This window comes from Modestobacter sp. SYSU DS0290 (assembly GCF_054050955.1).
The window spans coordinates 160,392-174,404 of record NZ_JBJHAI010000004.1 but is presented as its reverse complement, the minus strand read 5'-3'; the positions used below and the strand labels follow the sequence as shown (position 1 = coordinate 174,404).

Sequence of the window (14,013 nt, the reverse complement as noted above, 5' to 3'; positions counted from 1 at the left end):
GTCCCGGCCGGAGGGGTGGCGCGGGTAGGTTGGCGCCGTGCAGGCTGACCACTTCGACCAGCAGAAGCTGCTGGCCCTCGCCGCGGAGGACGTCGCCCTCGCGCAACTGGCCCACCGCCGGCGGACCCTTCCCGAGCTCGCCGCCGTCGAGGCGGCGCTGGAGGCGCAGCGGACGGCGTCCGACGACGCCGTCCGCGCCGAGACCGAGGTCCGTGACCTCGACCGGGAGCAGAAGCGGCTGGAGGGCGACGTCGACACCGTCCGGCAGCGCGCCGACCGGGACCAGCAGCGGATCGACTCCGGTGCCGCCACGCCCAAGGAGATCACCGGGCTGCAGCACGAGCTGGAGTCGCTGCAGCGCCGCCAGGGCGACCTGGAGGACCAGGTGCTCGAGCTGATGGAGCGCCGTGAGGCCGCCGACGGCGCCCTGGCCGCGGCCGAGGCCGCGCTGGCCCAGGCCCGGGCCGAGCAGCAACAGGCCGAGGAACGCCGGGACGCCGCCCTGGCCGAGATCACCGAGGGCGAGCAGCAGCACACCGCGAAGCGCGCCGAGATCGCCGCCACCGTCCCCGCCGACCTGCTCAAGCTCTACGACCGGGTCGCCGGGCAGACCGGCAGCACGGGCGCCGCCGAGCTCAAGGCGCGTCGCTGCCAGGGCTGCCGGATCGAGTTCTACGGCGCCGAGCTCGCCTCGTACCGCAAGGCCGACCCGCACACCGTGATCCGCTGCGAGAACTGCGGCCGCGTGCTGGTCCGCACCGCCGAGTCCGGCCTGTGAGCAGGCGGCTCGTCGTCGAGGCCGACGGCGGGTCGCGGGGCAACCCGGGGCCGGCCGGCTACGGCGCGCTCGTCCGCGACGCGGAGACCGGGCGGGTGCTCGCCGAGCGGGCCGAGTCGGTCGGCCGGGCCACCAACAACGTGGCCGAGTACGGCGGCCTGGTGGCCGGGCTGCAGGCGGCCCTCGACCTCGACCCGACGGCGAGCGTGGAGGTCCGGATGGACTCCAAGCTGGTCGTCGAGCAGATGTCCGGCCGCTGGAAGATCAAGCACCCGGACATGCAGAAGCTCGCCGTCCAGGCCCGGGACATCGCCCGCCAGCTGGGCGCGGTCCGCTACACGTGGGTGCCGCGCGCGCAGAACGGCGCCGCGGACGCCCTCGCCAACAGCGCGATGGACGGCAAGCCGGTGCGCCGCGACCTGGCGGCCGAGCCGGTGGTCGTCGAGGACGAGGTGCAGCCGGCCGAGCCCGCACCCGTCGTCACGACAGTGACCCACCTGCTGCGGCACGGGCGCACCGAGCACACCCCGGAGCGTCGTTACAGCGGCAGCAGCGACCTGCCGTTGTCCCAGCTCGGGCGGGCAGACGCCGAGGCGGCGGCCCGGCACCTGGCCGGCCGGGGCATCGACGTCATCGTCACCTCACCGCTGCAGCGCACCCGGCAGACCGCCGAGGCCGCCGCCGCGGTGCTCGGCGTCCCGGTGGAGGTCGACACCGACCTGCGCGAGCTGGACTTCGGCGCCTGGGAGGGGTTGACCGCCGACGAGGCGCAGCAGAAGAGCCCGCTGGCCTTCCGGCGCTGGTCCGGGGCCACCGACGTCCGTCCGCCCGGTGGGGAGTCGGTCGCCGACGTCTCCGCCCGGGTCGCCCGCGCCCGCGCCCGCATCCTGGAGCGGCACGCCGGGAAGACCGTGCTGCTGGTCAGCCACGTCACCCCGATCAAGCTGCTGCTGGCCGCCGGGCTGGGCGTGGGCGACGAGATCGTGCACCGGGTGTTCCTGGAGGCGGCCTCGCTGTCGACGGTCACCTGGGGCTCGGACGGCCGCACCTCGGTGCGGCTGGTCAACGACACCAGCCACCTCGGCTGAACCGCGCGCCCCACCGGCGCACCGGCGTCGTTGTGCGGGCGTGGAGACTGTGACCGCCAGGTGAACAGCACCGATCGGGGAGCACTCCGCATGACCGCCAGCACCGCGCCCGCCCTCGCCTCCGGCGAGCGCACCATGGGCCCCGCCGAGTACGAGTCGTGGGCCGCGGAGGTCCGCCGGCTCGCCGACGAGCGCGGCGCCGTCGTCCTGGCGCACAACTACCAGGTGCCCGAGATCCAGGACGTCGCCCACTTCACCGGCGACTCCCTGTACCTGTCCCGGGTCGCGGCGGAGACCGATGCCCGCGAGATCGTGTTCTGCGGCGTGCACTTCATGGCCGAGACGGCGAAGATCCTCTCGCCGGAGAAGACCGTGCTGCTGCCCGACCACGCGGCCGGCTGCTCCCTGGCCGACTCGATCACCGCCGCGCAGCTGCGCGAGTGGAAGGCCGAGCACCCGGGCGCCGTCGTCGTCAGCTACGTGAACACGACCGCGGCGGTGAAGGCCGAGACCGACATCTGCTGCACCAGCTCCAACGCCGCCGACGTCGTCCGGTCGATCCCGGCCGAGACCGAGGTGCTGTTCTGCCCCGACCAGTTCCTCGGCGCGCACGTCAAGCGGGTCACCGGCCGGGAGAACATCCGGATCTGGGCGGGGGAGTGCCACGTGCACGCCGGCATCAGCCCCAGCGACGTCCGCGCGCAGATCGCCGCCCACCCCGACGCCGAGGTGCTGGTGCACCCCGAGTGCGGGTGCACCACCTCCGTGCTCGACCTGGTCAGCCACGGCGACCTCCCGGCCGACCGGACGCGGGTGCTGTCCACCGGTGGGATGGTCGACGCAGCGGTGGCCACCCGGGCGCCGCAGGTGCTGGTCGCCACCGAGCTCGGCATCCTGCACCAGCTGCGGGCGGTGAACAGCGGCACCCAGTTCATCCCGATGAACGACCGGGCCGCCTGCCGCTACATGAAGATGATCACCCCGGCCAAGCTGCTGGCCACCCTGCGCACCGGCGAGGGTGCGGTCGACGTCGACCCCGACGTCGCCGCCCGTGCCCGCCGCGCGGTCGAGGCGATGATCGCCATCGGCGAGCCCGGCCGCGGCGGCGAGTGAAGGACCTACTGCCCCCCACGCTTCGCGAGCTCAGCGCGCGCCTCTGCAGTGACGCCGTTCCAGCACGTCACGATCCCCGCAGGAACAGGTAGATCGACACGGTCACACCGAAGACCACGATGAGCACCCGCAGCGGGGTGGTCGGGATCCGGGTGGCGATCTTGGCGCCCAGGAACCCGCCGAGCAGGCTGGCCGGGGCGCAGACGGCGACGTAGGCCCAGGAGACCGGGCCGAACAGCCCGAAGACGACGACGGTCACCGTGGCGGTGACCATGGCGATCGCGCTCTTCATCGCGTTGGCCAGCTTGAGCCGGCCCAGCCCCAGGCCCAGCACGCCGACCAGGATCACGCCGAGCGCCCCGCCGAAGTAGCCGCCGTAGACGGTCGCCAGGAACAGCGCCACGTAGAGCCACACCGGGTCGCCGGTGCGGGTCTCGTCGGCGGCGCGGCGTACCCGGCGGGTGATCAGCGGCTGGGCCAGCAGCAGCAGGCTGGCCAGCAGCACGAGCACCGGCACGATCGTGTCGAAGGCCTCCGAGGGCAGCGTCAGCAGCAGGATCGAGCCGACCGTGCCGCCGAGCACCGCGACCACGGCGAACGCGATCAGCCGGCGGCGCTGGCCGACGTACTCACGGCGGAAGCCCAGCACTCCGCCGATGTAGCCGGGCCACTGGGCGATGGAGTTGGTGACGTTGGCCGCGACCGTCCCGAGGCCGAGCGCGACCAGGACGGGGAAGAGGATCAGCGACCCGCCGCCGGCGATGGAGTTGACGCCACCGGCGAGGAGTGCGACCCCGGCGGCGATGAGCAGGTCGACGGCGGACACGAGCGGCGAGCCTACTGTCGCCCCATGCGGGAGCAGACACGCGCGCTGGCGATGGCGGCCGGGATGACCGGCACGGGGGTCCTCCACCTGGTCCGGCCGCAGGTCTACGACTGGATGATCCCGCCGGAGCTGGGCCCGGCCCGGCCGTGGGTGCTGGGCAGCGGGGTGGCCGAGCTGGCCACCGCGGCGCTGCTGGCGGTCCCCGCGACGCGGCGGGCCGGGGGCTGGGCGGCGGTCGCGCTGCTCGTCGGTGTGCTGCCGGCCCACGCCCAGACGCTGCGCGCGTTCCGCCACCAGCCGGCGAAGCTGGCGGTGGCGGCGGCCCGGATCCCGTTCCAGGTGCCGATGCTGCAGGCGGCGCTGCGGGTGGCGCGGGGCGGCTGACCTCAGCGGCCCCGGGTGGGCACCAGGTCGGGCTCGGTCAGCCGTGCGCCGTCCATCCGGCTGCCCGCCTGCTTCACCCGGCGCAGCACCGGTGAGGTCTCCATCGACTGCACCGGCAGGGACCCGACCTGCGTGGTGATGAACCGGTAGAGGTGGGCGTTGTCCCGGGCGACCACGGCCACCAGCAGGTTGGCCGGTCCGGTGAGCACCGCGGTGTAGGCGGTCTCCGGTGCGCGGGCCAGCGCCTCGCCGACCCGGGCCAGGTCACCCGGCGCGACCTGCAGCCACAGCAGCGCGTTCACCGGGTGGCCGAGCAGGGCGTTGGCCACCTCCAGGTCGAAGTAGAGGACGCCGGCCGCGCGCAGCGCCTCCACCCGGCGGGCCACCCGGCTCTCCGACCAGCCGGTCACCGCGGCCAGCTCGGCCCACGGCAGCCGGCCGTCGACCGCGAGGGCGGCCAGCAGCGGCTGGTCCTCCGGCTCGACCCGCACCGGGCGCCCGCCGGCCGCGGCTGGCTCGGGGGTGAGGGCGGCGATCTGGTCGGTGGTGAGCGGGTCGGCGAGGTCGGTCCACTCGAAGGGGCCGGAGACGTAGTCGTGCAGCACGGAGAACGCGCTGAGGTCGATCACCTGCACGGTGCGCGGCAGGCGGTCCAGCAGCAGGGCGTCGCGCTGCGAGTCGGTGGTCGGGCGGGTGGCGAAGGCGATCTCCGCACCGCCGGAGGTGATGTTCACCCAGGACACGTCGGGACGACGGGCGAGCGCGTCGGCGACGGCCCCGGCGGCCGCCGGCTGCACCCGCACCCGGACGTGCCAGTGCGGCTCGACGCCGTCGGGGGTGCGCAACCCGAGCACCCGCACGACGCCCTCCGCGCGCAGCCGCCGCCAGCGCCGGGCGACGGTCTGCTCCGAGACGCCGAGGACGGCGGCGAGCCGGCTGAACGGAGCCCGCCCGTCGACCTGCACGGCGTGGATGATCTGGCGATCCGTGGCGTCGAACACAGTGAGCATCCTGCACCGACGCGGCGACGAGTGGAGGATTCCGTCGCCCGAACGGGATCGGCGCACGGGATCGGGTGGCCTGCCCGCACAGTTGTGCCATGCGCAAGTGGCTCCCGCTGGTGGCGATCTGCACCGGCACCTTCATGCTCCTGGTCGACGTCACCATCGTGAACGTCGCGCTCCCCGCGATGGCGACCGACCTGGACACCTCGTTCAGCCAGCTGCAGTGGGTCGTCGACGTCTACGCCCTGGCGCTGGCCGCGCTGGTGCTGGGTGCCGGCTCCCTCGCGGACGTCTTCGGCCGCCGGCGGCTCTACCTGATCGGGCTGGTGGTCTTCGCGGTCGCCTCGCTGGCCTGCGGGCTGGCGCCGGACGCCGGTCTGCTGCTCGTCGCCCGCGGCGTGCAGGGCATCGGCGGCGCGATCATGTTCGCCACCACCATCGCCCTGATCAACACCAGCTACGAGGGGCGCGACCGGGGCACCGCGTTCGGCATCTGGGGCGCGGTGGTCGGCGCCTCCGCGGCGCTCGGCCCGATCCTCGGCGGTGCGCTGACCGAGCTGTCGTGGCGGTGGATCTTCTACGTCAACCTGCCGGTCTGCGTGCTCGCCGTGTGGCTGACCCTCACCGCCGTGCAGGAGGCCCGCCAGCCGGGCGCGCCCCGCCCGGACGTCCCCGGCATCGCGCTGTTCACCCTCGGGGCCGCCGGCGTCGTCTTCGGCCTGGTCCGGGCGGCGGCCGACGGCTGGGGCGAGCCGGCCTCGTGGGGGCCGATCGTCGCCGGCCTGGTGGTGGTGGCCGCCTGGGTGCTGCTGGAGCTGCGCCGCCCGGCCCCGATGCTCGACGTCCGGCTGTTCCGGTCCCGGTCGTTCACCGGCATCATGATCGGCGCGATGGTGCTCAACGGTGCGGCCTTCGCCGCGCTCGTGTTCACCTCGCTGTGGCTGCAGTCGATCGGCGGGTTGTCGCCGCTGCAGGCCGGGTGCGTGTTCATCCCGCTCTCGGCGCTCAGCTTCGGGGTGGCGGCGGGGGCCGGCCGGTACCTGCAGACGAAGCCCCCGCGCTGGGTCCTCGGCGGTGGCCTGCTGCTCATCGGGGCCGGATCGCTGCTGATGGCGCTGGTCGACGGCGACTCGACGTGGCGGGTGCTGGTCGCCGGGCTGGCCGTGCTCGGTGCCGGCGTCGGCATGGCCAACCCGACACTGGCCTCGGCCGCGCTGGCCGCGGTCCCGCGGGAGCGCAGCGGGATGGCCTCCGGCGCGGTCAACACCTCGCGTCAGCTGGGGTTCGCGCTCGGCGTCGCGCTGCTCGGCAGCGTCTTCGCCGCCCGCGCGACCGCGCAGCTGCGGGAGGCCGGCGTCCCCGACCCGGCCGGCACCGCGTCGGCGCTCAGCGCCGGGCAGGCCGGCGAACTGGTCGGCGGCGCGCCGGCGGGGGCCCGGGCGGAGCTGGCCGACCTGCTGGGGACGGCGTACGCCTCCGGCCTGCGGGACGTCTTCCTCGCCTGCGGTGCGGCCGGGCTGATCGGCGGCGTGCTGGTGCTGCTGCTGGTCCGGGCGGCCGCGCCGAGCGCCGGGCCCCGGCCGGCCGGGCGTCCCGAACCCGCCGCCCAGCACTGAGCGCGGGCAGACTCACCGCATGGCCGCCCCCTTCCCCGACGACTGGCAGCGTGCCCTCGTCGTCGCCGCCCACCCCGACGACATCGAGTACGGCCCGGCCACGGCCGTGGCGGTGTGGACCGCCGCCGGCAAGGAGGTCCGCTACCTGCTGGCCACCCGCGGCGAGGCGGGCATCGCCGGTCTCGCGCCCGCGGAGGCCGGGCCGCTGCGCGAGGAGGAGGAGCGGCGGTCCGCGGCGGTCGTCGGGGTCTCCCAGGTGGAGTTCCTCGACCACGCCGACGGCGTGCTGGTGGCCGACCTGCAGCTGCGGCGGGACCTCGCCGCGGCGATCCGCCGGCACCGGCCGGACCTGGTGGTGACCATGCACGGCGGGGACACCTGGACCCCACCGGAGGTGACCCCCGGCGCGCTGAACTCCGCCGATCACCGGGCGCTGACCCGGTCGGTGCTCGACGCGGTCGCCGACGCCGGCAACGAGTGGATCTTCCCTGATCTCACCGAGACGCCGTGGTCGGGCGTGCAGTACGTGGCGGTGCACGCGGTCGGGTACCCACCACCGCACGTCGTCGACGTCACCGCCGGCGTCGAGCCCGCCGTCGCCTCGCTGGTCGAGCACCGCCGCTACCTGGAGGCGCTCTCCGACGACCCGGTCGAGGAGCAGGCCCGCCGGCAGGTCGACATGTCGACGCTCACCGAGGACGGGGACCGCCGGGTGGGCTTCCGGCTCTACTGGGGCTGACCGGCGGGTAAGCTGCCCGGCACGACGGACGAGTCGGCTGGGCGGTCGCGTCGGTGGGGGAGACCCCGCCGCCGAGGAACGTCCGGGCTCCACAGGGCAGGGTGGTCGTTAACAGCGACCCGGGGTGACCCGCGGGACAGTGCCACAGAGAACAGACCGCCAGTGCTCGCACTGGTAAGGGTGAAACGGCGGTGTAAGAGACCACCGCACACCGGGTGACCGGTGTGGCTCGGTAAACCCCACCCGGAGCAAGGTCGAAAAGGGACGGCGGCTCGCCGCCGTCCTGCGCAGGCGTTCGAGGGCTGCCCGCCCGAGCCTGCGGGTGGACCGCTCGAGCCTGCCGGCAACGGCAGGCCCAGATGGATGGCCGCCCAACGGGGTGCCGCGAGGCCCCCGGGGACAGAACCCGGCGTACAGGTCGACTCGTCCGTCGCCCCCGCTCCGGCGGGGCGCCGGCCTGCATGCACTCCGCAGCGTTACCGAGCGGTCTGATTCTGGGGGCACACCGGGGGCACAGCAGCGCCACGCCACGCCTCGTCGACAGCCTCGCGGGTGCGCTCCTCGGAGTCCGGCCAAAGGTGCGAGTAGGTGTCCAGCGTCTCGGAGGCCGAGGCATGCCCCAGCCGGGCCTGGACCGTCTTCACCGACTCCCCGTGTCGGATCAGCAGGGACGCGTAGTGGTGTCGAAGCCCGTGGAAGGTCTCCGCCGGTAGAAGCGCCGCGGCCCGTGCTGCCGGCCGCCACACCTGGGCCGAGAACGCCGTCCGGCGGATCGGCTTGCCCGCCTCCGTGGTGAACACGAAGCCGTCCGCACCGGCAGGGAAGGCCGCCAGGTGGGCCGCCAGGGCGTCCACGACCAGCTGGGGGAGTTAGCGCAAGAATCAGGTTGCGCGGCTGATGGAACTGCTGCCAGTCACGAGCGGCGCTGAAGGCGCGGACGTCCTCGGTGAGAGCGCGGATGGTGTCGTCGGGCGTCACGAGACATGTATGGGCGAGACACTGCGCGGAGCGAGGCAAAACCCGCCCCCGCCTGTCTCAGTCGTCCAGGGGCAGTCAGCATGTCGAGCGCAGCTCGGCGACAGGCATGCGCCGTAGGCTGCGGACGGAGGTGGGTGGCTGCGGTGGGACTCCTGTTCGCTAACGGCGGACCCCATCCGGGCATGGCAACTTGGGGCCGAGAGACGGAAATCGGCCTTTCGGTACTCCTTGTCCGGGGAGACCTTCGAGTCAACGGTCGAGGCCTTGACTGCTCTCGGCATCGCGCAGGGCAGATCCTCCCACTCTGTGCGTCCTAGTTCTACCGCCTATTAAAGCGTTGGAAAAACCTCTGGAGCTGCGGTCTCGTCGTACAACTCGTAGATTTCATCGTAGAGTTGCCTTGCTAAGACGCGGGCTCCGGTTTCAAGTTCGAAAGAGGTCCAACGAGCGGCCGCATTCAAGAGCTTGACGCATCGCTCGGCCGCGTCCCGTTCCGCAGTGAACTGTTCGACTAGCGTTAGTGACAGGTCGAGTGCCAGAGCCGAGCGTTCAAGGCGATTGGCGAGTTGCCTCTGAACTTGGCGACGAGGCAACAGTAAGCGTCTCGATGTGTCGGCCGCGGCATCCAGTGCCAAGGCGGCGTCATTAAGTGCTAACCACTGCAGTGCGGCTGCCACTTCGGCCGAGTCGTGCAAAGCATTTCGGATCGCAGTGTGTGCAGGCAGGAAGACACACAAGGGCATGGCGCTTTCATCCGCGCGACTCTGGTGCCAAAGCGGTAAGCACAACTGCAACGGCCGACGCTCGATATCCATAATGGATTCGGATTGTGACTCTATGCGACAGATGAATCGATTTACGTGGGGCAGCAGGGTAGACGCCCACATCGTTGCCTGAATGGTTGGATTGAACTCATTTCTAGTGACAGAAGCTAGGCCGACCTCCAGGATGTCGTCATTATGCCGAAACGTTCTGAGTGTTAGACCATTTGTGCCGAAGAGGGCAGCAGCGTCCCTTAGTCGTACTGGTTCAGCGGTCTCGACGAGTCCGATGTCCTGAAACATTCGCAGGATAGGGGAGCTTGCCCGAGCCTTCGCCCAAGCAAGTTCCGCGCCACACATGAGCGCGTAGACCATCTCAGTTGAGTTGATCAACTCATTCTCGGTGACCGCGTTGTCGCCCGCTACGAGACATCGCCGGCCTGAGTCCCAATGGTAATCCTCGTGAGCCGCAGCGTTACGAACAGAGGTGTTCATACAGGCGGCCGCAAGGACACTGAAGGTCGAGCCTTCGGCCGCGAGGCGCTCCCGCAGCTGAGCCAGCTCGGGAGGCCTTTCGCCCTCGCCTCGCCCGCAGAGCCGGAGAAAGGTCCAGGCCCAGGGGCGAAGTTGCCCTTCAACGGCCCGACGATATAGATCAAGACGTAAAAATGCACGTTCAGCCGTGATGTCGGCGGCAATGATCGCGCGCTGAGTGTGAATGGCGAGACGACTGTTGCTGTAGCTCTTGTCTATGCGACTAGCCAAGTCCTTAAGGGCCGCAGCCGTTTGGATAGCGCTATCCTCCAGAGCGCTGCGAATCGCGGCAAGGATGATTTTGGCTGTCTGCGTGGTGATGAAAGGTCGGGGTGAATTTAGTAGGTACGCGGCAAGATGGCTGCCCTTAGTGATTTCTAGTTCAGCTGAGTCGATCCATCCCAAAAGTTCACCGATGCGCCTCTGCAGTTCGTCATAGCGCCCGTGGAAGGCGGCGAGCAACAGCGAGTGGGAGTAGGTGCCGTCGGGTAGACGGACGCTGGCCTCAGGTATACCGAACATGTCCTGCCACGGGTCATCTGAGACGTCGGACCAAGTGTCGTCGAGCCTCTTCTGCCATTCTGTGCTTGAGGGAAAGAGTGGCAAATGGTCTGCGCTAGGTGTCCCGGCGAGGTTGGTAAGGGCGTGGCGATACGCATCGCTCAGGGAAATTTGCAGCGCTGGCAATGAAAGCTGCCAGCTCGGGCGGAGTCGAGACAGAGAAACCAAATCACTCGACCGACGTTCGAAGTTCTCAACCAGTGTGTCGGCGGTCTTCTTTATGGCGGCCGGGTCGTGGGAGTGGCGCAGCTGTGATGCATTATCAAGTTCTCGGTGTACGTCCTCAATGATCGTGGACACTGAGGCGTCCTGGAGGCAGTTCTGCCACTGTTCCCGAGTTGCTGGGATAAACGGGGCGCCCGGTAGCTCGCGCGGTTGCTCGAGGCGCTCCCGCGCCTCCCGCGTGAGATTGAGGCGGGCAATCGGCGGTAAGCAGTCCGGCACTCGTTGAGTGTAGGTACCAGCGGCATGCACGGGACCAAGATGCGATGGGTCGTCGCCAGGTCTTCAGCTGTCGCTAGCTCTCGAAGATATCGGTGGAACAGCATTCTCGGCGGCGTCGTCCACGCCCCTCGCGGCGGAAGGACAGGGGGCGGGGGTGGGGGAGGGTGGCACCCCTCGCGGTGGGTGCCACCCCCTGTCAGCCGCGGCCGCCCGGGACCCTCTTGCACCAGCGCGGGACCCCCAGCGCGCGAGCCGCGGCGCCCTCCAGCCGGCGGACGACCGCGAGGTCGGTGTCCTTCTTCAGCGGGAGCACGACCTGGCAGGTGAACCGCGCGCGCTTACCCTCGTCGCGGAGGTGCTCCTGCATCCGCGCCGCGATGTCGGACCGCGTGCGAGCCGTGCTGCCGACGTAGTCGACCATGAAGGAGTTGCGCACGGGGTCGCGGTGGCCGAGCAGGTAGACGCCCACCGGCCAGCCGACTACCGAGCCGATCTTCTGCACCCGGGCCTCGGGGTGGTCCAGGTCGTCGCCGGCCAGGACACACAGATCGCGGTACAGGGACTGGGTGAGCCGAGGCATCACTCGTCGTCCTCGACGTCGTCGTCCTCCAGGTCGACCTCGTCCTCACCCAGGTCGTCGTCGGAGTTCGCCTCCTCGCTGTCCACCCAGGAGGCGTCGGGCTCGCCATCGGGCAGGTCGTCCTCGCCGAACGCGCCGAAGGGGTCATCGTCCTTGCCGAACTTCGCGTAGAGCTGCGTGAGCTCACCGGGGAGCTTCGCGTAGGCCTCCGCCTTCGTGAGCCCCAAGAGCCTGATGAGCCGCCGCTTCTTCTCGTCCTCCATGGCGTAGAGATCCCACAGCGTGGTCCTCGTACGGATCACCAGCTCAAGGAGGTTCTTCTCCTTGGTCTGGTACTGCTCCTCGGGAGAAGGCGGGGGCAGCTCGTTGCTCTCCTTCGTCTTCGCCTTGTCCTTGGGGATGACCCCCTTGTTGAAGGCCAGGGCGCGGACGCCCATGTTGCCGCTCTGCCAGGCAGCCGCGTAGTGGAGCTGGTCGCCGTGCTTGTCGGTCCTGGGCTTGCCTTCGACGTCGAACTGCCGGGGCCGATCCTTGCGCTCACCGTCGGCCCACGCGATCGCGTCGGCGAGGACGTTGACGCCGCCGAGAGTCTTGCTCAGCGACTCGACGACCTTGTCGACCGCACCACGGAGGATGTTGATGCCCTCGACGGTGGACGCCTGGTTGCTGAGCAGGAGGCCCGAGGCGCAGAGGGCGGGGCCCCCGCGGGCCATGAGCTCGGCGATCGAGGGTGTCTCGAACTTGCCCTCCGCCACATCCTTGGCGCAGCGCTTGCGGAGCGTCTCACTGCCCACCCCGGTGATCGACCACGTCTGGTTGATCAGGAGGTCGGGGGTGAAGGCGTACATGAGGGCACGCTCGGCCGAGGGGGCCGACTCGTTGAACTGGCGGACGACGAGGGGCCCGACGAGTCGGGCCCGCTTGACCTTGGTGAGGTTCTTGCCGTTGTCGGTGATCGCGAAGTTCCGGACGATCTCGTCGTTTCCGGGGGCGCATACCGCGTGCACCAGCTGGGCGGCCCGGACGGACGGCTTGCCGGCGACGTGCGGATCCCGGCCGAGGAGGGCCTCCGCCTCGGGGTTGGTCAGCTTGCCCTTCTGCGTCAGCGTCATGAGGAAGCGCTCGCCGATGACGTTGCTCGCGGCGACGTCGCTGAACTGGCGGGGCTGGACGTGGACGCTTTCGACGTAGTCGTTGACGACGACCGGGAAGCCGTCGGAGATCGGCGTGAGGCCGTCCTCCTCGGTGACCGCAACGACGACGAGTGCCGGCATCGTGGCGGCGCGAGCGGTCGCGAGGGCCCGCTGCGAGGACGGCGTCGTCGTGAAGCGCTCCACGAACTGGGCGTGGGCGTCGCGGAGGTGAACGAGGGGCTCGTCGCTGCGCTGCAGAGGCGCGGCCGGGTCGATGTCGCTCAGCTCGTGGCAGCCCTCGACGCGGGTGCTGCCTTCGATCGTGTGCAGGAACCAGCGCTCCTTCACCTCGCCGTTGGGGAGGGTGAAGAAGGCGCGCGCCAGGACCACCACCGGGGGGTTCCACACGCCCCTCGGGTTGCGGGCGATCTGAGTGATGAGGTCCTGGGAGCGGATCTCGTTGGCGCTCAGCTTCACCGCGTCCGTCATCGCTTCCAGCGAGGCGGGGTGGTAGTCGATGATGGCCGGCTTGTGGTGCCGCCCGATCGGCCACGGCCGGGGACGGGCCCCGTTGCCGTTCGCGGTCTGGATGGCGTAGCGGCTGCGGCCGTTGCCGCCGTCGCCCGACACCAGCGGCGTCCACAGGCGCGTGTGATGGGTCAGCAGGAACTTGCCCGCCGGGGTCTGGATCGGCCGCAGGTGCTCGGTCGGGTTCTTCGGATCGATCGTGAGCCGGTCGGCGGCGGGGTCGACCATCGCCGCGGAGAGGGCGAACGCGGCCTCGGGGGGCAGTCCCCAGTCCGAGGTGAAGCGCTTCGCAGAGTTCTTGATCGCCGTGCCGGCGGCGAGGTCTGGGAACTCGACCTTCTCGCCGGCGAGGACGTAGGGCGTGGACGGGTACTGCGACATCGGAAAGGTCCTTCCAGGACGGCGTGAGCATGGACACCCAGACGTGGGGCGCCGTCCTGTGGACTCGTCCCAGTGGCCCTTCCATCGAGTGGCGTGGGTCCGATCTGGTGACCGAGCTGGCTCGTGTCACGCCGACGAGCTGCTGGGGCTGGCGGCCGGTCTCCCGCGTGATGACCCGAAGGCCTCGCGCACGATCCCGACCCAGCGGCCCCGCTCGACAGCGGCACGACCAGGTCAGTCGAGTAGATTGTAACCGACGTCACCGACAGAGGGCGGCGCCGCCCGTGGTGACGCCGCCGTCGCGGCTGACACGAGTCCTCCCTGCCCCCGTTCCCCGCAGGATCGGAGGCGGGGTACGTATGTCCATCGTCCGGTCCCGCGTTAACAACCCCGGGTCGTCCGGGGCACACCGGGGGCACAACAGGTCGACTGACGACGAGCACGGATGCAGACACTCAGCGTAATGGGCCGAGCTAAAGTGGCTGCTGTCTGGCGATGACGAAGGACGCGATCCCGCTCGACAGTCCCCGGCGTACAGGCCGACTCGTCCGTCGCCCCCCGCCCA

The 14,013-nt window shown here is 70.7% G+C and carries 12 protein-coding genes and 1 other RNA gene; 7 read left to right on the top strand and 6 right to left on the bottom strand.

What is annotated here, in order from left to right; genetic code table 11:
* Positions 1 to 37: 37 nt before the first annotated feature.
* The 3 genes from ACI795_RS06335 (at position 38) to nadA (ending at position 2,979) form a co-directional block, all read left to right on the top strand.
* A complete protein-coding gene (locus ACI795_RS06335) occupies positions 38 to 778 on the top strand; it encodes a zinc ribbon domain-containing protein (RefSeq protein ID WP_457074462.1) in 741 nt (246 codons plus the stop codon).
* Positions 775 to 1,866: a bifunctional RNase H/acid phosphatase gene (locus ACI795_RS06330; protein ID WP_457074460.1), complete on the top strand. Its 1,092-nt coding sequence runs from the start codon at positions 775 to 777 to the stop codon at positions 1,864 to 1,866. Before ACI795_RS06335 ends, ACI795_RS06330 begins: the two co-directional genes overlap by 4 nt.
* Before the next feature lie 90 nt (positions 1,867 to 1,956).
* Positions 1,957 to 2,979, top strand: coding sequence for a quinolinate synthase NadA (nadA, locus tag ACI795_RS06325; protein ID WP_457074459.1), 1,023 nt, complete (start codon positions 1,957 to 1,959; stop codon positions 2,977 to 2,979).
* Between the two features lie 67 nt (positions 2,980 to 3,046).
* Here the strand turns inward: nadA and ACI795_RS06320 are convergent, their stop codons facing one another.
* Positions 3,047 to 3,805, bottom strand: a complete 759-nt coding sequence (locus ACI795_RS06320; RefSeq protein ID WP_457074458.1) for a sulfite exporter TauE/SafE family protein — start codon at positions 3,803 to 3,805, stop codon at positions 3,047 to 3,049.
* Between the two features lie 24 nt (positions 3,806 to 3,829).
* Here ACI795_RS06320 and ACI795_RS06315 point away from each other — a divergent pair, with 24 nt between their 5' ends.
* Positions 3,830 to 4,189, top strand: coding sequence for a DoxX family protein (locus tag ACI795_RS06315; RefSeq protein WP_457074456.1), 360 nt, complete (start codon positions 3,830 to 3,832; stop codon positions 4,187 to 4,189).
* A 2-nt stretch (positions 4,190 to 4,191) separates the two neighbouring features.
* Here the strand turns inward: ACI795_RS06315 and ACI795_RS06310 are convergent, their stop codons facing one another.
* Positions 4,192 to 5,190 (bottom strand): Lrp/AsnC family transcriptional regulator, encoded by a 999-nt coding sequence (locus ACI795_RS06310; RefSeq protein ID WP_457074455.1) that lies wholly within the window; start codon positions 5,188 to 5,190, stop codon positions 4,192 to 4,194.
* Between the two features lie 98 nt (positions 5,191 to 5,288).
* Between ACI795_RS06310 and ACI795_RS06305 the strand changes: the two genes are divergently transcribed.
* From ACI795_RS06305 to rnpB, 3 genes are all read left to right on the top strand, one after another.
* Positions 5,289 to 6,809 carry an MFS transporter gene (locus ACI795_RS06305; RefSeq protein ID WP_457074452.1) on the top strand — a complete coding sequence of 507 codons (1,521 nt, stop codon included), beginning with the start codon at positions 5,289 to 5,291 and terminating at the stop codon, positions 6,807 to 6,809.
* Positions 6,810 to 6,828: 19 nt separating this feature from the next.
* Complete coding sequence (locus ACI795_RS06300) at positions 6,829 to 7,548, top strand: PIG-L deacetylase family protein (protein ID WP_457074451.1); 720 nt, start codon at positions 6,829 to 6,831, stop codon at positions 7,546 to 7,548.
* 29 nt (positions 7,549 to 7,577) lie between these two features.
* Positions 7,578 to 7,978, top strand: an RNA gene (rnpB, locus tag ACI795_RS06295) — RNase P RNA component class A.
* A gap of 46 nt (positions 7,979 to 8,024) precedes the next feature.
* On the opposite strand, the gene ACI795_RS06290 is transcribed toward rnpB, so the two are convergent.
* The 4 genes from ACI795_RS06290 to ACI795_RS06275 all read right to left on the bottom strand — a co-directional run bounded on the left by ACI795_RS06290 (position 8,025) and on the right by ACI795_RS06275 (position 13,448).
* Positions 8,025 to 8,402: a tyrosine-type recombinase/integrase gene (locus ACI795_RS06290; RefSeq protein ID WP_457074449.1), complete on the bottom strand. Its 378-nt coding sequence runs from the start codon at positions 8,400 to 8,402 to the stop codon at positions 8,025 to 8,027.
* Positions 8,403 to 8,855: 453 nt separating this feature from the next.
* Positions 8,856 to 10,682: a hypothetical protein gene (locus ACI795_RS06285; protein ID WP_457074448.1), complete on the bottom strand. Its 1,827-nt coding sequence runs from the start codon at positions 10,680 to 10,682 to the stop codon at positions 8,856 to 8,858.
* A gap of 340 nt (positions 10,683 to 11,022) precedes the next feature.
* A complete protein-coding gene (locus ACI795_RS06280) occupies positions 11,023 to 11,406 on the bottom strand; it encodes a hypothetical protein (protein WP_457074447.1) in 384 nt (127 codons plus the stop codon).
* Entirely contained in the window at positions 11,406 to 13,448 is a 2,043-nt protein-coding gene (locus tag ACI795_RS06275) for a hypothetical protein (RefSeq protein ID WP_457074445.1), read from the bottom strand. The genes ACI795_RS06280 and ACI795_RS06275 overlap by 1 nt, the downstream gene beginning before the upstream one ends.
* Positions 13,449 to 14,013 lie beyond the last annotated feature (565 nt).